The organism is Desulfogranum marinum, assembly GCF_016918565.1.
In the GTDB taxonomy this organism is placed as follows: domain Bacteria; phylum Desulfobacterota; class Desulfobulbia; order Desulfobulbales; family Desulfobulbaceae; genus Desulfogranum; species Desulfogranum marinum.
Window position 1 is genome coordinate 1 of sequence record NZ_JAFFQD010000036.1, and the last position, 18,939, is coordinate 18,939.

Genomic DNA, 18,939 nt, shown 5'->3' on the forward strand with positions numbered 1-18,939 from the left:
GCAGATCGTTTATGCTGTTTTTTCTTCATGGAAATGGTGACTCCTTATTGTGGTAATTTGGTCGTTAACACTTTAAGGATATTGCCATTTTCATGATTTCTTTTCAACTATCTGCAGGATTTAGGTAGTAGGCTATATTCACTAGCAAAATACTGAAGAAGATGGCGCCGCGTAGACTGACCTGCATTGAGCATTTTGTCAATTTTGAAGCATAGCTCTGAAATGATTTGTTTTTCAACAAATGGCAAAATGCTCATGAGAAATTCGGGTTAAACGGAAACGATCATACTGGGAGTTCTCTTTTTGTCAACTTTTTCTTGGTGACGGAGGTCTGCCATATCTTGAGTGTAAGTTGTTTTTCCTTCCTTGCGAAGGGGTACGCGATGGCAAATGGTGCTGGGAGGATTGCGGGTGTTGCCTCTAAGGAAACTTTTGCCGCGATACTACACTTCAATGAAGCAAGGTAACCGGGTTTTGGCGGATAACTGATCGGGTGGCAAGGGCAGCCGTGAAAATGCAGGTGAGGGTCGTACAGAGAACAATCCATATGCTGGAGAACATATCCAGGCCCCATATTCTATCAAAAAAATACCAGGAAACCACGTAGGAGAGGCTGGTGCTGATAAAAACAGAAAAAACGCCGGCAGTGCAGCCGAGCAGCCCAAACTGAAGAACAGTCAGCAGCCGGATATCAGAAAAGCGTGTTCCCAGTACTTTGAGCAGGTTAATCTCCGGGGCATGGCGAAATGCCTCATTGCCTGCGATGGAGTAAAGCGCCATCAGACCGGCACCAATGGCCAGCAGTGCTATGGATTTGATAGCAAAAATAAGCCGCTCGGTCAGCTCGATGATGCTGGTAATGGTTGAGGCGACGTCAATCACGGAAATATTTGGAAATCGGTTAACGATCTGCTCCTTGAGTGGTTGCTTGTCTGTTTGACTAACCTGGCTGATAGATGCCAGGTAGGTTTTGGGGGCATTTTCCAACACCCCTTTTTGGAAAAGCAGGAAGAAATTAGGCTGAAAACTGTTCCACCGTACTTTGCGTATGTTGGCGACCATTCCTTCAACCTCAATGCCTTGGATGTCAAAGACTATCCTGTCGCCTAATTGGAGATCGTATCGTTTGCTAAAACGTTGAGCAACGGAAATTTCAAAAGGAATACCGCTTTGAAAAGACCAGGTGCTTGTACTCAGCTCCTTGCCCTCGATCACGGTCTCTGATGGGTCCAGCTCATCGCGGCTTGAGAAGTTAAATTCGGTTCTTCGTAAACTGCCCCTTCCTTCCTGATCTGCCTGGATACGGCGTTGGTGAAAAGAGGTTCCGTTTATCGAGCGTATGCGTCCCCTGACCATGGGCGAGATATTGGAAAGGTGGCTTGGTTGCTGTTTAAAAAAATCTTGGAGCCCATTTATTTGCTCTTCTTGAATATCAACCAAAAAGAAAATCGGTATTTTCAAGCCGATCGGGTGGCTGAATTCCTGTTCGAGTCCTTTCTGGAGTTGGGGGATGAGATTTATTAGAAATACACCGGTTGCAATGGTAATAAAGATGGAGAGTGAAGGGAAACGGTTGCGGTACAGGTTGCGCAGAGCGATTTTTGGTAGCCCGTGGAAGGTATTTGAAAGATGTTTGCACCATGTAAGAAGGAGCCTGCCGATAATACCGAAAAAGAGCATGGTGACGGCCACCCCCCCGGTAAAAAGAACACCCTGGACCATTGATGAGGTCAGAAAAACGGTAAGAAGCAGGAATGTTAATATTGCCGGCACAAGGCTGAGCCACCACAGTAACCTGCTGGAGGCCGTTACAGGCATATTCCATACGGAACCTTCATGGAGGAGGTGAAGTGGCTGGATCGCTCTCAGTTTGGTCAATTCAGGGAGGCAGAAGAGGAAACTGCATGAAATCCCAAGAGCAAGGGCCATTACCATGCTGCCGCTATGCAGCGTAATGTGCAGGCCTTCCGGGAGCAGACCGGCAAAAAGGAGAGGGATGAGCGGGAGCATGCACGAAGTGATAAGTATGGCCAACACAGCGGACAGCGCTCCCATGACCGCAAGCTGGAACAGAAAAAGGAGTATGCAGTAGCGGCGTTGCGCGCCGAGGCTCACCAGGATGGCAATTTCTTTTACTCTGCTTTGAAAATAGCCCCTGAAAAGATATGATGCTGCTATCCCGGCCAAAAAGAGTGCTACGGTTCCCACAAGTCCCATGTATCCAAAAAAATGACCAGCAATGCTCCCGAGGCGGCTGTTGATATTATGGGTATCAAGTACTCTGAGGGTGGAGGCTCCATCAGCATGCTGGTCCAGGGTTTTTCGCAGCACGTCTGCCAGATGCTTTGCATCAACGTTATTCGCGGTACGGTAATACGTACTGTAGCTTAGTCGACTGCCAAATTGAAGCAGGCCTGTTTTGTTGAGTTGGGAGAGGCCTATGAAAATTTTTGGGGCCAGCTCAATGGTGGTTATATCGCTACCTGGGGCCTTGTCAAAAAAAGGCGCAACCTGGAAGCTGGTCCGGCCAATCTGTACGCTGTCTCCTTCGTTCAAATACAACGTTCCGGCAGTCTGTTGCGACATTGTTGTCAGCGGTGACCCGAGCAAGGCCTGCCGTATTTTTTGAAAAGGCTGATCACCCGGATAATGGAATGCCCCGTAGAGGGGGTAGTTTTCGTCTATCGCAACAATCCGCGCCAGCACCGATTTCTTGGTACCTTTTACCATGCTATAAAAGGCTACCTGCCTGGAAACTGTGACCTGATCGCCGAGAACTGTGTCGATAATTTCCTGTTCCTGTTGCTCGATCGGCCTGCTGCTGTAGATCATCAGGTCGGCGGTAAGGATTTCCTGGAGACTCTGTTTAAGATAGGAGATATAGGAGTTTTCCAAGGAGCCTATGGTTATCAGGCCGATCAGGCCTATTGCCAGGTTGCCTATAAACAGCAATGTCACCCGTTTATGGCGGAAAAGATCCTGCCATCCCAGTTTGAGCCAGTGGGTCATACCAGCTTCCCCTGGGAAAGAGTGACGCTTCTTGCACATCGTTTGGCAAGGGACGGGTTGTGGGTGACGACGACCATGGTCATGCCGATTTCCTCCACCAATTGAAACAGGAGTTCTGTAATGGCCGCTCCGGTTGTTGTATCCAGGTTGCCGGTTGGCTCATCGGCAAGGAGGAGGTTTGGTTCTATGGCCAGGGCTCTGGCAATGGCTACCCGTTGGCATTCGCCGCCACTCAATTGCCGGGGAAGATGATGTTTCCTGTCTGTCAGACCGGTTTTATCCAGTATGGATGCTACCTTTTGCTCCACCTTGTCGCTTTTGTGGATTTCAAGGGGAAGGCTGATGTTTTCTGCAGCACTCAAATGGGGCATGAGGTGGAATTGTTGAAAAATAATACCAATATTTTTTCCCCTGAACGTTGTCAGGCTCTCTTGGTCCATCTTGGTGATATCATTGCCGTCAATAGAGATGGTTCCCTTATCGGGCCGATCCAAGCCCGCTAACAAGGCTAGCAGCGTTGATTTACCGCTTCCGGAAGGTCCGGTTATGGCGACTGTCTCGCCTGCGTCAAGGGTGAAGTCAGTACCGGTAAGCACTTGCAGATCGGGCTTCCCTGGCTGGCGGTATGCTTTGTGGAGCTGAGTCGCGTTGAGTATCATTGGCGGATGGCTTGAGAAGCCGTAGGGGCTATGGGGGGAAGGGAAAGGTGCTGGAGTGCCTGCTGGATGTATGGGTAGACGAGTTGGGCGATGTGTTGGTGGCCTGCAGCATTAGGGTGAATCCCGTCGGCCTGGTTTAATGTTGCCTTGCCGGCAACACCGTCGAGGAGAAATGGAACAAAAATGAGGTGAAATTTCTCTGCTATCTGCGGGTACACGTTTTTGAAGGCTGCTGTGTATTCAACGCCGTAATTTGGAGGCATCTGCATGCCGGCCAGGATGACGATCATGTCATTTTGGTGTGCAACTGTGACTACTTTCTCCAGATTTGCAGTCAACTGCTTAACGTCAAGGCCTCGAAGTCCGTCATTTGCTCCCAGGGCGAGAAACAGAATCTCAGGCTGCCTCTGCTGGTACCAGCGGAGGCGCGATAACGCACTGGCGGATGTGGAGCCGCTGATACTGCCATTAATAACCTGAGCCGGTGTCGGGTAATCATGTTTCATTTTTTTTTCGATAAGACTCGGATAAGCCTGCTCGCTTGTTACTCCATAGCCTGCTGTAAGTGAGTCGCCAAGAAAAAGGATGGTCGTTGCCTGGATATGTACGGGGACAAAGGCGACAAGAATAAATGCGGTAAGGAAAAAGTATCTGGTCATTGTTGTCCTGGCCAAGAAGGAATTAAACGGTTGAGATATACATACATAGTATTGACATAATTCTTTATCAGGCAAGGTGCGGTGCGTAAAAAAAGAGCTCTTAATGCTAACGCGGTAATCAAAATGTCGAGTGCGGAAAGAGTTCAGCACTCGACATGGAAAATATGGGAAGAAAGGTTACCTGTAATAATGGTGTGGACGGTGGTAGTTGTGGGGCCGGTGGTGACGGTGATGTTGCTTTCGCCAATTTGCCTTGCGGAAGTGATGTCCATGTTTATGCTGTTTTTCATAAACATGGACCCGATGAGACACGACAGGTTGTCCGTGTCTGTCTCGAACGTAGTGGACACGGCGGTCAACCACGCGATGTTTAGGAGAGGACCAACCTGGGTTGAGGAACGTAATCCCTATATTCAAGGTGGAGTTGTCCCCACCTCCCTGTCTACCGTGACCTGCTGTGGCCATGTGTGGTGATACCAGTAAAAAGCTCAACAGAGCAGATGCCAGTAATGTTGTATATCGTCTGTTTTTCATGATTTACACCTTGCGTTCTGATAATTGAAGAGCATCTTTAACGTTTAACAACCTTCTATGGCCTTCTTTTTCGAAGTGGTTTTTATTTTTACTGTGTCCCCTTCTGTTAACCCGTCAACGCTTTTACATTGCAGGGTCACAATGTCGTCTCCTACCTCGACAACGGTACAAGATAGCTTTTTGGCAACGGCTATACCTGTCCCCATTGTAAGCGTAAGACTGATGATTAATGCTGTGAGAGTAGTTTTCATGAAATGTGCCTCCTTGGTTATTGTTCATGTCGATCATGCGAACTGGGCTTCTTCTGTTCAACACCTTAAGGGACTGAAAAAAAGCTGTCAGTCGACATATATGGACATTCGGGGCGATATAGGGTGATGTCGACCCGACATCGTGATAAAAACGGGAACTATCAAGGAGGAAATGGTATAGGTGAGAAAAAGACGTAAAGAGAAGAAATGCCTGCGCCTCAGCGGCATACCTGTGCATCGAAAGAGCTAACTATGAGCATTGTTTTTCAAGCAGTTCCGGGTAGGTTGGTAGCCGTATTTTTACAACGTCACTATTAATGATTGTAAGACTGGAATCATGAGCAGCGTCAACATCAACGGCAGTGCCATCAGAGAGTTTCGGGAACAAAAGGAACTGACGCAGCTTTACCTGGCGACGGTGGTCGGTGTTACTACGGATACGATTTCCCGTTGGGAAAATAAAAGATACCCATCCATAAAATTTGAAAATGCACAGCGATTAGCTGAGGCTCTGGGAGTTGAACTGGAGGCTATCCTTGAGCATGCTGATTCAGATCAAGTGGAAGCAGATGCTATCCGTACCGGCCAGCAAGAACGGAGAACTGAAAAGGGTAAAACGCTTTTTATTTCTCAAAAAGGGGTGTTTGCTGGTGCACTTTTTGTCATCCTGATGGTGCTGTTTGGTGGATATTATTGGATGAAAATCAGTCGGCAACCCACTGTTGCCGCCACCAGAATCCTGCCACCTCATACCGCTCCTAACCTCTCTTTTCCTGTTATTATCAGGCTTAAAGCAAGCACCTCGGTAGATACCCCGATTTTGCTCCGGGAAACTATTACCGGCAGAGCAACTGCTACAGCCATAAAAACAATCATGCCTTCGACTATGCAGGAGTATGGTAAAAATCCTCGCTGGATTGGTCGGCTTGTTCAGGGTGAGGCTGCTTTCTTGTACATGGTGCATCCTGATCAAGGGATGCAGCTGGGAGAACTGTTGAGCTTTGCAGGTGATTGTGTTTCCGGCAAGGTGAATAAGAAAGGAACCCGGATTGTCGGTCTGCAGTCGGTGCGCATTGAAATGGCTCACTGGGCAGATACAGATAAGGATTTTACTCTTACCGATAATGAAATTCTGGATGCATATGAGCACTACTCATTGCCTGGGAATATTGATGTCGATTTCAGTGATCTGGAAAGCCTGTGGCTTGCAGGAAAATATCGCTGGGATGAACATAAACAAACATTTGTTCCCGATCCGGGAAGTCGTCAATCACAAGGAGACAACCAATGATCAGGCGAATATTTTTCCTTGTTTTCATAGGGCTTTTACTGACCCCACTTGTGCTGCATGCAAAAACTGATGTGTCAGGATCATACATGCATGGGGGGGGGCAGCATGTCACAATAAAGATCAAGGTTTCGGAGCCACCACCCATGGCGTTTATCGTGCTCCAGCATTTGCCCCAAGGGATAGAACTCCTCTCCGCCAATCCTCGTCCTTCCGGCAAAGGACAAGGAGCGTCCTCCGTAAAATGGCTTTTTAAGCATGCCGGCCCAGGAAACCATATATTGAAGATGCACTTTTCCAAACCTGTAAATCCAAAGCAACTTCGGGGAGAAATTCGTTTTCGACATCCGGAAAGTGGTGTTATGATAACAACAAAGATAAGGTAATAAGCAATTTTGGATTTGGTTAGAAGAAGTATTTTTTTGTAGTGTAGGTATGAGTCTGTTGATTTACTAGGGTTTTCGTTCAAGGTCAAGGCATGCTTAAAAAATAACCACAGGCATATAGTTGATATTCCGAGGATTATTTTTTCAGCATAACGAAAAGATTGGGCGAAAAGACAGTAAATCAACGGGCTCAGGTATAACGTTTAATCTAGCTCAGGCTCGCCACCACTAATAATCAAGGAGACTACTATGTATATTGGCAGAATAATGCACACAGACCTGGTGACTGTTACCCCGGAAACCACCCTGGTTGAAGCTCGTGATCTTATTGCTGAACGATCCATAGATCACTTATTGGTGGTCAATAAAAAAGGGCAGCTGGTTGGAATCCTGTCCGACAGGGATTTAAAACAGAACTGGGCATCCCCTGCAACCGCGCTATCCACCCATGAGTTGAACTATCTGCTGCAGAAAGTAGAGGTAGGCATGATCATGGTGAAAACCGTTATAACTGTTGAGCCGGATACAACCATTGAACGAGCTGCCTATATCATGCAGACCAATAATATAAGTGCGCTGCCGGTAACGGATTATGGCGAACTGATTGGTATTATTACCAGTACCGATGTCATGGAGGTTTTGCTCAGGGCCATCGGGATGAGCGATGATAGTGTGCGTTTAGGGGTTTTTGTCGACGACAGCATTGGCAGGCTGGCTGAGGTGACGAATATTCTGAGTCAGGAACATATCAATATTCAGAGTCTTTTCTGCTGGCCCACCAAAGATCATCCAGGGGTGACCCATCTGGTTCTTCGTATAGCTGGAGACGAAGGTGCAAAAGCTGTACTGGCGTTGGAAAAGGGTGGATTTAAGGTGCTTACCAAGTATGAAAAAGACTTGACCCCTTATTTACCAAAGTCAGCTATGGGCTAAAAGAAACTGTGTTGTCGGTTTTTTCTTATGATACTTACGGTCGGTTGATCCCGGCCGTTTTTTTTTTGCTGAGAGCGGTCGTCATCTATGAATAATCAATGGAACATGTCTGGGTTAATCCGAACAGAACAAGCAATGTCGGTTATTTTTTTGGATGTAGAGCAAATACCCGTTTGGGGCTTTGCCCAGCCCGGCCCTAATGATTCATTGCCTACTCGTGGTAGAGCCTGATGCTTTTCTGGACAGCGGTGGCATTGGGGTCGGCACTCTCTATCCTGATTTATTCCTGGATTTGCAGTCGAAAATTACTGCGGCTGGAAAACGTTGTCCCTTGCGGCAAAGCCGGCAGTGACGAGACACCCACAGTATCGGTCATCATCCCTGCATGCAACGAAGGTGAACATATTGGCACGACTCTTTCTACGCTGCTGGCTCAGGACTATCCGAGCCTTGAGCTTGTGGTCATTAATGATCGCTCCACTGATAGGACCGGTGAGGTAATAGAGCAGTTTGCCGTTTTGCATCCCCAGGTAAAGACCCTGCATGTCGAGACGCTGCCAGGCGGCTGGCTGGGGAAGAATCACGCTTTGCAGCTTGGGGCCTCTCAGGCATCTGGAGAGTATTTCCTTTTCACGGATGGAGATATTCGGTTTGAAAAAACAACCATTGCAAGGGGAGTGTGCTGGATGAAAGCGCAACAGCTTGACCACTTGACCCTCCTTTTTAGAAATACTACACCTGGTGGTTTGTTGAATGCGGTGATAGTCGAGGCTATGACCGGCCTGCTGCTTGTATTGCAGCCATGGAAGGTCTCAGATCCTCGGAGTAAATATTTTATAGGGATTGGTGCTTTTAATCTAGTCCGCAGGGATGCCTATCTGGCTGTTGGTGGGCATGCGCGCAACCCTATGCATCCCATAGACGATATTATTTTAGGAAAAATTATCAAGCAGGCTGGATTCAGGCAGGGGTGCCTGCGCGGAGAACGCTTTGTTTCGGTCAACTGGTACGCTGATCTCGGGGAAATGGTAGAGGGGTTGATGAAGAATGTTTTTGCCTTCTATAATTACAATATTTTCTTCTCCCTTGCCGGAGCAGCCGTTATCATCGGGTTCAGTATTCTGCCTTTTTGGGGAATGTTCGTGTTAAACGGGCCTGCGCAAATACTGTGCGTGGCTGCAGTCTGTTGCCGCTGGTGCGCGTTTGTCATGAATGCTCGGGGGATGCTGGTTTCTCTTGGTTGCAGCCTGTTCGCGTTCCTTGCCCCGTATATTTTATTGTATATTTCACTGAAGGCAACTGTCGTAACCCTTAAGGACAAAGGAATATGGTGGCGCGGTACCCACTATCCGTTGCAGGTCCTGCGAAGCATTGAACCGATCATTACCCTTCGCTGGCTACTCCGCTGGTAGCCAGGCTTTCAACTAATCCGAAGGGGGCACTTTTTGATCTAAACCGAAAAACAGACTGTTAATTGTGCAATCACTTTTAAAGTAATAATATCAATTGATTGAGTTCAGAGTCAAAAGGTTCATGAGACATTCGGACTCACCCGTTTTAAGTCTTTGGTCAGTTCGCGCAATTCTTCCTCAACCAGGGTTTCCTTAGTCAGAAGCTCCTGGGCGCATTTTTCAAGAATGTCTCTGTTGTTTTCAAGGAGTTCAATGGTTTTGGTGAAGGTTGCATCTATAATGGTTCGCACTGAAGTGTCGATCTGCTCCGCTGTCTGGTTGCTGCAGTTCATGCTGGTCCCCAAATGCCCCTGCTGATCAAGATAGGTTTGTTTACTCTCCTCGTACACCACATGTCCAAGAGTTTCGTCCATGCCGTATTTGGTGACCATGCTGCGGGCAATATCTGTTACCCGCTGAAGGTCATCGGAAGCACCGGTGGAAAGATGATGAAATACGATCTGTTCTGCTGCTCTCCCGCCAAGAAGGACAGAGATTTTGTATTCCAGTTCTTCTTTGGTCATTAAAAAACGATCTTCGGTGGGACGTTGTAGAGTGTAGCCTAATGCGCCTATACCCCTTGGAATGATAGAGATTTTATGAACAGGGTCCATGTCTGGTAAGGCCAAGGCTGCAAGGGCATGGCCAACTTCGTGGTAGGCGACGATTTTCCGCTCTTTTGGGTTGAGCAGTCGGTTTTTCTTTTCAAGGCCTGCTACTATTCGTTCAATGGCCTGGGTAAAATCGACCATGCATACATCTTCAGCATGGCGTCTTGTGGCAAGCAAGGCAGCTTCATTGACAAGGTTGGCAAGGTCTGCTCCTGAGAAGCCGGTTGTCAGGTCTGCAATCTGCCCGGCATCCACATCTTTGGCTAACTGGATTTTTTTCATGTGCACATTCAGGATGGCTACTCGGCCTGTTTTGTCAGGCCGGTCGACCAGGACTTGACGATCAAAACGTCCGGCACGAAGTAATGCCTGGTCAAGCACTTCGGGCCTGTTGGTAGCAGCCAGCAAAACGACTCCGCTGGTTGGGTCAAACCCGTCAAGTTCCACCAGCAACTGGTTTAAGGTCTGCTCCCTTTCATCATTGCCGCCCATGCCTGCAGCCGTTCTGGATCTACCAAGAGCATCCAGCTCATCTATAAAGATGATCGCCGGTGCCGATTTTCTGGCCTGTTCAAACAGATCGCGGACGCGTGCTGCTCCAACTCCAACAAACATCTCCACAAACTCGGAGCCACTGATGGAAAAAAAAGGAACACTAGCCTCCCCGGCAACAGCGCGCGCAAGAAGCGTTTTTCCTGTACCCGGAGGGCCAACCAGCAAGATGCCTTTGGGCATTCGGGCCCCAAGTTTGCCGTAATCAGCCGGTGCTTTGAGAAAGTTGATAATTTCTTCAAGCTCTTCTTTGCTCTCCTCTACCCCTGCAACATCTTCAAAGGTGACCCCTGTTTCCTGCTCAACATAGATCTTGGCCTTTGATTTACCAATGTTCATAAAGCCGCCACCCATGCCTTGTTTCTCAGCAAATTTGCGCATGATAAAGAGCCAGATGCCTACAAAAACAAGGGCAGGGACAATCCAGGAGAGCAGGGTCACGAGCACTTTACTTTCGTTAACCTGCGTGTAAGGAACTTGGTATTTGGAAAGGTGCTCTGCAAGGCGAGGGTCGACTCGGTTGGCGACAACGATTTTTTTACCGTGTTCGTCAGGTTCGTAGAGTTGACCGGTTATAAATTTCTCGCGGACAGTCAGTTCGGCAACCTTCCCCTGTTCGAGCAGCGTTTCCAGTTCACTGTAAGGAACCGGCTGTATGGTTTGTTGTTGGACCCAGAGTTCGTGAAGAAGAAGAATGCCGAAAACAGCAATGATGGTGTAAACAAAATTAAATTTGTGTTTATTATCCATGGTAAGCTATCCTGTAGCAGAAAGGGATGCGCTCTACAGCGTATGTTTTCTCTGCAGTTTTAAAGATAAAGTGGCAAACTGTCATGACGTGCGCTATATGAAAAGCTGCCATCAATAAAAAGTTTAAAAAATCTACGCAGACACACAACTAGGGAGAGGTGTATGGATCAATTTACACGCTACATGGAAAGTATTAATGCCTATATTGAAAACCCATTTGGCATGGTCACGGTCTGCACTGCTCCCATTATTGTCTACTTTGTGTTCAAATTGTACATAAAACCTTTGTTTCAGAAGAAAGAGCAATCTCCTGAAACAAAGAGAGAATAAAGGCGGAAAGTACCGTTGGCTAGTTATCCATATGGGTCTCGTCCAGTTCTCTATACAGCGCAAGTATGCCTGAGCGGGTAAGCTTTTTGATACCCAAGGGGCGCAATATTTTTATCATGGCATCAATTTTTCCTTCAGTGCCGGTCACCTCTACAATATAAGAATCAGTGCCGGCACTTACCACTTTGGCGTCAAAGATTTCAACAGTCTGCACCAGCTCTGTTCTGTTTTTTGGAGTGACGGCAACACTTATCAACGCCATTTCTCTTCTTACCGCTTCGTCATGGGTCATGTCGCGGAGCTTGATGACATCAATAAGGCGGTTGAGCTGCTTCATAATCTCGTCAAGCTGGGGCGGGGTTGCATTGGTTTTAATGGTTATCCTGGATACCGCCGGATCATGGGTCGGTGCTCCGCAGATACTCTGGATGTTGTAGCCCCTTCCTGAAAATAATCCTGTTATTCGGGCAGTTACAGACGGCTTGTTGGCTACCAGCATCGTTAATATATAGGATTGTTCTTCCATACATGCCTCGTTTGTGGTTGTTGCGCTTTATTAAATGCTCTTGCTTGATGGACGTAATAAAATCCCATCGCACTCTTCAAAATGACGAAATAAAAATACAAATATAGCAGGAGTGAAATTTTTTATGGTGTAAAGGCATATGTTTGATATGTCGAGTACCATCAAAAATACCACGGCGCCGCAGGTAGAAGTTATTATGACGCCATCATTGCTGAATAAGAGGCGCTACACATCTTCCATATACGGCCCCAGGATCATGTCCTGGTAACCTGATCCAGCATGAATGCGCGGGTATAAAACTTCATCCTCGTCACAGACAACCTCAAGAAATGCCGGCCCTGTGGCGGCCATAAATTCTGCCAGGCCTGCTTTGAGCTCATCTCGCTCTGTAATGCGTTGCTGGAAGGCAAAACCGAGCTCTTTGGCTACATTGGCATAATTGACTGTAGAATGTTTCAGTGTTCCCACGTAATCCCCAGCATAAAGAAAGTCCTGAATATTTCTTACCATACCGTCGCCGTGGTTATTGAGCAATAATACTTTTATGGGGATTTGGTTTCTGCCGATGGTAAATAATTCTCCGAGGTTCATGAGGAGGCTGCCGTCCCCATCAATCGCAATAACTGTAGACTGCGGGGCAGCATAATATGCACCGATTGCTGAAGGCAGGGAAAAACCCATGGGGCCGAAACCGCCGGCAGTTAAAAAAGATTTTGGCTTAAACATGGTCAGGTACTGGGCGGCAAGCATCTGATGGTTGCCGACTCCGGTCGTGACTTTCGTCTCGTCGGTGATAAAATGTGCAAGACGGTCCATGACTTCCGCCTGCTGAATGGCTTTGGCCCGGCGGTTATAGTTGAGCGGGTATTGCTGCTTGAGTCCTTTTATATGTTCCTGCCATGGAGCAATGTCCAGTTGGATGTCGTGTTTGACGGCATAATCGAGAAGGTCTTCAATGACTCTTTCTGCATCGCCGATAAAAGAGAATTTTGGTTCCCGGGTAAAGCGGACTTCCTGTACTTTTTCAGGGTTAATATCGAAGTAAGCTATATCAGCATCCAGTCCGGATTCCCCTACCTTCTGGTTTACCCTGTCGTCCCAGCGAATACCAAAAGCAACAAAGAGATCGGTTTCCTGGATTGCTTTATTTGCAGCAGGAACTCCGAACATGCCAAGCATGCCGACCGACCAGAATTGGGTTTCATCAAGGATACCCTTTCCCATAAGGCTGTTGATGGAAGGGACGGCAAAGCGGCGGTTGAATGCACGAATTTGATCACTGGCTGCCTGTGAGTTGAGGCCGCCGCCAACATACAGCAAGGGCTTTTTCGCACTTTTAAGCAGTTCAAAAAATTGTCGGCACTGGTTTTTACCTAAGTGGTGCTCTTCGTCGTATTTGTGGGCGAACTTTTCACTGGCAATGCCCTGGTACTCGCCCTCTGTTTTTTGAATGTCATAAGGAAAATCGATCACTACCGGTCCAGGCTTACCGGATTTCGCATAAAAGTAGGCGTCTTTGACGACTTCTTCTATTTTGTGCATCTCATTAACCAGTATGACCTTTTTAGCGGCATCTTCGAAAACACTTTTTACATTAATATGTTGAAACTCATCGGTATCCATTTTTGTCTGGGCAACCTGTCCGGCAAAAACCAGCATGGGGATGGAGTCAGCGTGGGCATCAGCAACAGCTGTGAGAGTGTTGGTAATTGCCGGTCCTGAAGTAACCACCGCAATACCGACTTTGTCACCGGCTCTGGAGTAGCCTCCAGCTGCAAAAGCGGACGATTGTTCGTTTGAGCTGACGGTAATTTTTATGGGTGTGGAGCCGATGGCGTGGAATACGGGTAAAATAGTTGCTCCGGAAAAACCAAAAATTCTATCAACTCCCAGGTCAAGCAGACTCTTGGCCAGGATTTCTGCGTTGTTCATCTGTCAATCCTCATCATTTGATTCGTAATCTCTGAAAAAATATTTCTGTTTCGGTGTCTTGAATTTATGGGTGTCTCTATGGGATATTTGTCTTTGGATATATCAAGTGGAATTACGGCGAAATGTACTTGTCGTGCTCATTTGGTCGTTCACGGATAGTATCGTTAAAACAGAAGGTTGTGTTGTTTTTTTTCGTCGAACGGGGATGCTCCTGTTCGATAGAGAAAATTTCCCTTTTTTGAAGCTGCGGTGTCGGCGATGTTTGTAATGAGTTGAGTTGTACTGCGTTGCACTTTTCTCTCCACGGCACATGAAAAAAGGGTCTCGTAAAAGTGATAATATATCACCTGAATCCTGCAATTGCCAAGTTTGCCGAAGGTGCGAGGCTGCGTACACGTAGACGTAATGTAGTACTTCAAGTGTGCGCAAACAAGGCAGATTCGGTAAAATCGGACATGCAAGATTTAGGTATCAGGCTAAAACAAGCAAACGTGACCACTTACAATTAACACACCGTCAAGGGGAGGTAAAGAGGAAGGAAAAAAGGAGTATTGTTGCTGGAGGTGGCGAGTCGATGGAGAGTTCTTTTAACCCATCGTAAACCTCTTTGCGGAGTCCGTAAAAGTTATACGTATTTTAAGCAAAAAAGTATGGGGAAGCCCCACCAAAAAATAATTTTGCTGAGGCGTGAGGAGGTTTATTTGACAAGGTCAAGCAGCAGGTCACCAAGTTAAACCGCTACTCGATTCTTTGATCACAAAAGTCATTCAGAACAGATTAAAGAGCTCCAGCCCATTCAATGGTAATAGTTGATAAAGAAACGGCGGACGTTCGAAATAGCTGCCGGCTAAACAACAACAACCTCCGGTAATGGTTTGATGAAATTTTGCATGAGGCTATAAGTATAAGCCCCCTGGGTCGGTATCAACAGGATATCTCCGATCTCGATTCCTTCACCCCAGTATGAGTATCCCCAGGCATCATGGGGCGTGCAGAGAGAACCTAAAACATTGCAGGGTTTTTCCGACAACGCAGGTCTGCTGAGATTGAGAACCGGGAAGTAGTCCGTCTCAAAACGCTCCCAGCCAACCGCATTGGTTCCCGCATCGGTAATCACTACATTGTCACTTTTTTTATCAATCACAGTCATCAGGAGATGCATGGCATCGTTACAAAGCCAGCGACCTGGTTCAAAACAGATGCGGCAGTCAGGTATAAGTGGAAAGATATGGTTTTTTATGGCCCAACCCAAGTGCCCTGCAAAATCCTCTATTGAACAGGCGCTTTGAAAGTAGTGGTTATTGTCATTTTCCGGGCTTAATTCCATCGCCTTTCTGAGCAATCCTGCCTTTGTTGCTGCAGGCTGAAGCCATTCCCCCTGTTCAGGCCAATATCCGCCGCCGACGTCAATAAATGTTATTCGGCGAAGATCTTCATCTGTGAATTGCGCTAAAACTTTTTTCAGAAGGAGGATAAAATCGAGCTGCGCCTGGGCATTAAGGTTCCAACTTGTATGGAACTGAAGTCCTTGGAAATGTATATATGGAAAGCACTTGACCTCTTTCATAAAGCGAGCCAATGTTTCCGGAGGAATGCCGAATTTACGCCATAGCCCATCAACCCTGGTGGTAAGTCTCACTCCGACCCGTATATCTTGCTGCCGGGAACAGGCTATCTCTCCAAGGATTTGCAACTCATGGAAGCTGTCAATGAGCACCGTGACTCGTTCAGAGGCGGTAACAGCCATTTCCAGTTCTGCTCTGGTTTTTCCGGGCCCACTGAAAATGATACTTTGCGTATCCAGCCCAAGTGCCATTTTCAGTTCAAGACCGCTCGACACATCAAGCCCAAATCCTGTTGTGGTAAGCACTCGGGCAACCTCAGGATAGTTGTTACTTTTGACCGCATAATAAAAAACGGTATTTTTAAAATGTTTCTGAAATGCTACCTGAAATCGCTCTGAACGCCGGCGCAGTACCTCTGGCTCAAAAAGATAGAGTGGCGTCTCCTGCTTTTCAAAAGGTGCAAGAAATTCATCCCGACGCAAAAAAAAAGGTTCAACAAAACCTCGGAGAACCGAATCTGACAGAAGTGGGGTCTGTTCATGCAAAAGAGCCTCTACTCTTTCCGGACTATATCCTTGTTGCGAATCAATTGTCGGCATTGTACATCTCCACTTCAAGTAGGCACCTCAGTTCACGGCACTGCTGCTCAACAGGTAGCCCCGGAGCGGGTTGAAAGAGGATGTAGCCGAGGTACCAGGAATCATAATCAGAAGGTGGCATGGTAATCCGATGACCAGCCTCTCCGACCAGGTTTATTTCACGTGTGCGAGGATCCAGAGAGAGGCGATCAGTCTTTATTTTCGCAACCTCTCCGCTCCTTTCTGCATGAAGCCGTAATGCAACTAGCTCTTTACCTGATACACAGGTAACAGGAGATGCTGCCGTCCGATTTCCGGCAAACTCAACGAAATAACTTAATACATCAAACCCAGCTGCTTTATGAAGAAGAAAGGGGATGCAGTCTCCACCAGGTCGAGGTGTCATTTCCAGCAATAAAATTTTATCGTGGTCAACAATGAAATCCACCATACAGATGACATCGGAAAGTCCCAGTGCTTCGGCACCCAGTTTGAAAATGAGGGACAGCTGTTCCTGATTAATGCCGGCTCGCTGCCAGTCTGTTATGATGTAGCCGTTGATTGTTCCAAAAGGTTTTTCAGTGTACTTCAATTTCCTGGTGAGCCGCAAAATTTCTATTCGCCCCCTCTTGATGGTAAAATCACAGCTAAACTCATTACCGGCAACAAACTCTTCAGCTACAAAACTGGTAGTTGCATGACTGTAAAGCGGCATTTCTTTTCTCTCCGCGAGGCCATCCAGTATCATATGCGTTGCCCTTTCACACTCTTTGCGGCTCGAACAAAGGAAAACCAGTTCACTCCCGCTCCCGCTTAACGGTTTTACCACAACAGGACCACCGACTTCCTGCCAAAAGTCCATAACGTCTTCGGCTGACAGGGCAAGTTTATGGTGAGGACAAGGGATCCCTTTCGCCTGCCAGATAGTTTTTGTGACGAACTTGTCCCGGCAGAGACGGATACTGTCAGGAGGAGGATAGGATAAGGATAACTCCCTTGCCAGTAGAGCGGCGAGCTCCATAGACTCGCAATCAAAACTGACAACACCCTCCAGCGAAATGTCCCAACGATCTAGATGTACACGTATTTTCTGCAAAATAAGCGCTACATCCTCTTCAAGGTCGCAGACTATCTCCTCATACTCCAATGGCCTGGATTCACCGGCCTTGTCTCTTTCCGATTGATCGGTCAGGTAAAGAACACGACCTGGATTCGACTTTCGGAGCAAATCAACATAATCAGAGGTTGTACCGACCACCAATACCTTAGATCCACCAGTCTCACACTGAAGTCGCCGATGCTCCCTCTGTAAAAAAAGATTTTTGGTGGATGAAGGAAAATCCAGTGTACATGGAGTGGAATTAATGCTCATGAGTCACTTGGGCCATCCTGCATTCAGCTTCTGAAGAGAGTATAGACCCAGACTTCCGATAAATTTCATAAAGGGGGCGGCTCGAAAGGTGAAAGCGCCTCTTCCAGCCAAAATCTCCACAAAGAAAATCAACAACCTGCATCCGCTTCCGGCATGCCCATTCCAGATGGTGCATATTGATCATTTTAGCCACCCCCTGGAACTCTGCATTGGTGCCACCTGCCAAAATTGTATATCCTCTATTCCAGATCGTGCCGATATCTACCGCCGCAATCTCCCCGCCAAGTAAGACCGTGGTAGTCCGTAAAAGATTATTATCAAAGAGCCATGCGACAAGTTTTTCATAGGAGGCAAGGAATCCAGGGTCATTGAAATAGGACAACTCACCAAAAGATTCCAGGTTCCGTTGAAACATCCAATCAATGTCGGCACAATGATCATAACGATATGCGACACCACCACTTTGCAGACGAGCGATCTCCCTGCCTAGATTTTTTCTCGATTTACCGGAAAATTCGAGCATATACTTATCAAAAGAATAGTCATAACCGCCCGGAAAAAAGAGATAACCAACCTCATCCACCGCCAAGGGAAAGCTTCCCTCCGGCATGCAGTCAGGTGTGAGATAACGCAAATGAAGTGGACCTGGTATACTTTCGAGCATGGCATCAAGCACCTGCCTGGATGCAGCCGGCATTTTATTTTGTTCCAGCCAGGTCTTTCCCTGCCAGATCTCACCGGGGAAATGTCCGTAACTTCCGCTTTCTTCAATCCAACTAAGAGCCAGCATCCCTTTCACTTCACCGAATTCTTCAGCAACAACAAAGTAAGGTTTGTTATTAAAACATGCAGCAAAGCTTGCCCGGACTTCCCACAGATCAAAAATGCAGAGTTTCGGCCAGGTCTTGGTCCAAATTCGTGCGCATTCGTCGAAATCTTCACACGAGCTGATCTTCAACATATCAGTACCTCAAACTGACATTAAGATTACTGTGACTTCCCTCAAAATATTCCTGGGCAAATTGCTGTACCGTTTCGGGCAAATACGGCTTACAACTGAACACGTCAAGATAGACGGCGTTGGTCTGGTTGGCGAAATGTCCGGAAATCAATGATGTCTCAATAAGCTGAACCATCGAGTAACCAGCCACTCGTTCGTCTTCTCCAAAATGTACCACCTGGGTCTCTCCAAACCGTTTCATTTCAATCAGATCACACAATTCAACGACAAAACGGCGTATAGCATCGGCGTCGCGAATTGTGGAAGGATCACAGTTATATATATCTACAGATGAAGCTATCCCCCAGGCGTTACGTTCGATGGCCTCGTTCATAGCATGAATTCCTTCATAACCTGTTCTGACCGGCAGCGGTTCCGGGGTGTGAAGCGTTACAGTCTGCATTGTTGTCTCCTGTTGAGTTATAATTTTTTTCATTGTTTAAACCTGGGAAGGTTTTTCTCGGAGTCTATGGGACTAAACTTTTTTCAAATTATTGTTATTGTTATAAAAAATAACGCTTACAGGTGAGCGCAGATTCCAATGTGAAGTGTA

17 protein-coding genes are annotated in these 18,939 nt (G+C 47.1%); 6 read left to right on the plus strand and 11 right to left on the minus strand.

Annotated features, from left to right (window positions below):
* Positions 1–450 precede the first annotated feature (450 nt).
* Genes JWH17_RS17445 through JWH17_RS17455 form a run of 3 tightly spaced genes read right to left on the minus strand, consistent with a single transcriptional unit; the run spans position 451 to position 4,327 of the window.
* Complete coding sequence (locus JWH17_RS17445; protein ID WP_205223944.1) at positions 451–3,009, minus strand: ABC transporter permease; 2,559 nt, start codon at positions 3,007–3,009, stop codon at positions 451–453.
* A complete protein-coding gene (locus JWH17_RS17450; RefSeq protein WP_205223945.1) occupies positions 3,006–3,668 on the minus strand; it encodes an ABC transporter ATP-binding protein in 663 nt (220 codons plus the stop codon). The genes JWH17_RS17445 and JWH17_RS17450 overlap by 4 nt, the downstream gene beginning before the upstream one ends.
* Positions 3,665–4,327 carry an arylesterase gene (locus JWH17_RS17455; protein WP_205223946.1) on the minus strand — a complete coding sequence of 221 codons (663 nt, stop codon included), beginning with the start codon at positions 4,325–4,327 and terminating at the stop codon, positions 3,665–3,667. Before JWH17_RS17455 ends, JWH17_RS17450 begins: the two co-directional genes overlap by 4 nt.
* 164 nt (positions 4,328–4,491) lie before the next feature.
* Between JWH17_RS17455 and JWH17_RS17460 the strand changes: the two genes are divergently transcribed.
* Entirely contained in the window at positions 4,492–4,701 is a 210-nt protein-coding gene (locus JWH17_RS17460) for a hypothetical protein (protein WP_205223947.1), read from the plus strand.
* Between the two features lie 204 nt (positions 4,702–4,905).
* Here the strand turns inward: JWH17_RS17460 and JWH17_RS17465 are convergent, their stop codons facing one another.
* On the minus strand, positions 4,906–5,112 hold the full coding sequence (locus tag JWH17_RS17465) for a hypothetical protein (protein WP_205223948.1): 207 nt from the start codon (positions 5,110–5,112) through the stop codon (positions 4,906–4,908).
* A 337-nt stretch (positions 5,113–5,449) separates the two neighbouring features.
* Between JWH17_RS17465 and JWH17_RS17470 the strand changes: the two genes are divergently transcribed.
* The 4 genes from JWH17_RS17470 to JWH17_RS17485 all read left to right on the plus strand — a co-directional run bounded on the left by JWH17_RS17470 (position 5,450) and on the right by JWH17_RS17485 (position 9,131).
* Positions 5,450–6,403, plus strand: a complete 954-nt coding sequence (locus JWH17_RS17470; RefSeq protein ID WP_205223949.1) for a helix-turn-helix transcriptional regulator — start codon at positions 5,450–5,452, stop codon at positions 6,401–6,403.
* The gene (locus JWH17_RS17475) at positions 6,400–6,786 is read left to right on the plus strand and encodes a hypothetical protein (RefSeq protein ID WP_205223950.1); all 387 of its coding nucleotides are present in this window, start codon (positions 6,400–6,402) and stop codon (positions 6,784–6,786) included. The genes JWH17_RS17470 and JWH17_RS17475 overlap by 4 nt, the downstream gene beginning before the upstream one ends.
* A 249-nt stretch (positions 6,787–7,035) precedes the next feature.
* Positions 7,036–7,719: a CBS and ACT domain-containing protein gene (locus JWH17_RS17480; RefSeq protein WP_205223951.1), complete on the plus strand. Its 684-nt coding sequence runs from the start codon at positions 7,036–7,038 to the stop codon at positions 7,717–7,719.
* Between the two features lie 230 nt (positions 7,720–7,949).
* Positions 7,950–9,131: a glycosyltransferase family 2 protein gene (locus JWH17_RS17485; RefSeq protein WP_205223952.1), complete on the plus strand. Its 1,182-nt coding sequence runs from the start codon at positions 7,950–7,952 to the stop codon at positions 9,129–9,131.
* A gap of 119 nt (positions 9,132–9,250) precedes the next feature.
* On the opposite strand, the gene ftsH is transcribed toward JWH17_RS17485, so the two are convergent.
* Positions 9,251–11,083, minus strand: coding sequence for an ATP-dependent zinc metalloprotease FtsH (ftsH, locus tag JWH17_RS17490; RefSeq protein ID WP_205223953.1), 1,833 nt, complete (start codon positions 11,081–11,083; stop codon positions 9,251–9,253).
* 162 nt (positions 11,084–11,245) lie between these two features.
* Here ftsH and JWH17_RS17495 point away from each other — a divergent pair, with 162 nt between their 5' ends.
* On the plus strand, positions 11,246–11,413 hold the full coding sequence (locus JWH17_RS17495) for a hypothetical protein (protein ID WP_205223954.1): 168 nt from the start codon (positions 11,246–11,248) through the stop codon (positions 11,411–11,413).
* Positions 11,414–11,432: 19 nt separating this feature from the next.
* Here JWH17_RS17495 and ilvN read toward each other — a convergent pair whose 3' ends face one another.
* The 6 genes from ilvN to speD form a co-directional block, all read right to left on the minus strand.
* The gene (ilvN, locus tag JWH17_RS17500; protein WP_205223955.1) at positions 11,433–11,939 is read right to left on the minus strand and encodes an acetolactate synthase small subunit; all 507 of its coding nucleotides are present in this window, start codon (positions 11,937–11,939) and stop codon (positions 11,433–11,435) included.
* A 225-nt stretch (positions 11,940–12,164) separates the two neighbouring features.
* Positions 12,165–13,871, minus strand: coding sequence for a thiamine pyrophosphate-binding protein (locus JWH17_RS17505; protein ID WP_205223956.1), 1,707 nt, complete (start codon positions 13,869–13,871; stop codon positions 12,165–12,167).
* A gap of 847 nt (positions 13,872–14,718) precedes the next feature.
* Entirely contained in the window at positions 14,719–16,035 is a 1,317-nt protein-coding gene (locus JWH17_RS17510; protein WP_205223957.1) for a diaminopimelate decarboxylase family protein, read from the minus strand.
* Positions 16,022–17,386, minus strand: coding sequence for an ATP-grasp domain-containing protein (locus JWH17_RS17515; protein ID WP_205223958.1), 1,365 nt, complete (start codon positions 17,384–17,386; stop codon positions 16,022–16,024). The genes JWH17_RS17510 and JWH17_RS17515 overlap by 14 nt, the downstream gene beginning before the upstream one ends.
* Positions 17,376–18,347: a GNAT family N-acetyltransferase gene (locus tag JWH17_RS17520; RefSeq protein WP_205223959.1), complete on the minus strand. Its 972-nt coding sequence runs from the start codon at positions 18,345–18,347 to the stop codon at positions 17,376–17,378. The genes JWH17_RS17515 and JWH17_RS17520 overlap by 11 nt, the downstream gene beginning before the upstream one ends.
* 1 nt (position 18,348) lies before the next feature.
* Entirely contained in the window at positions 18,349–18,789 is a 441-nt protein-coding gene (gene speD / locus JWH17_RS17525) for an S-adenosylmethionine decarboxylase (RefSeq protein ID WP_232371163.1), read from the minus strand.
* Positions 18,790–18,939 lie beyond the last annotated feature (150 nt).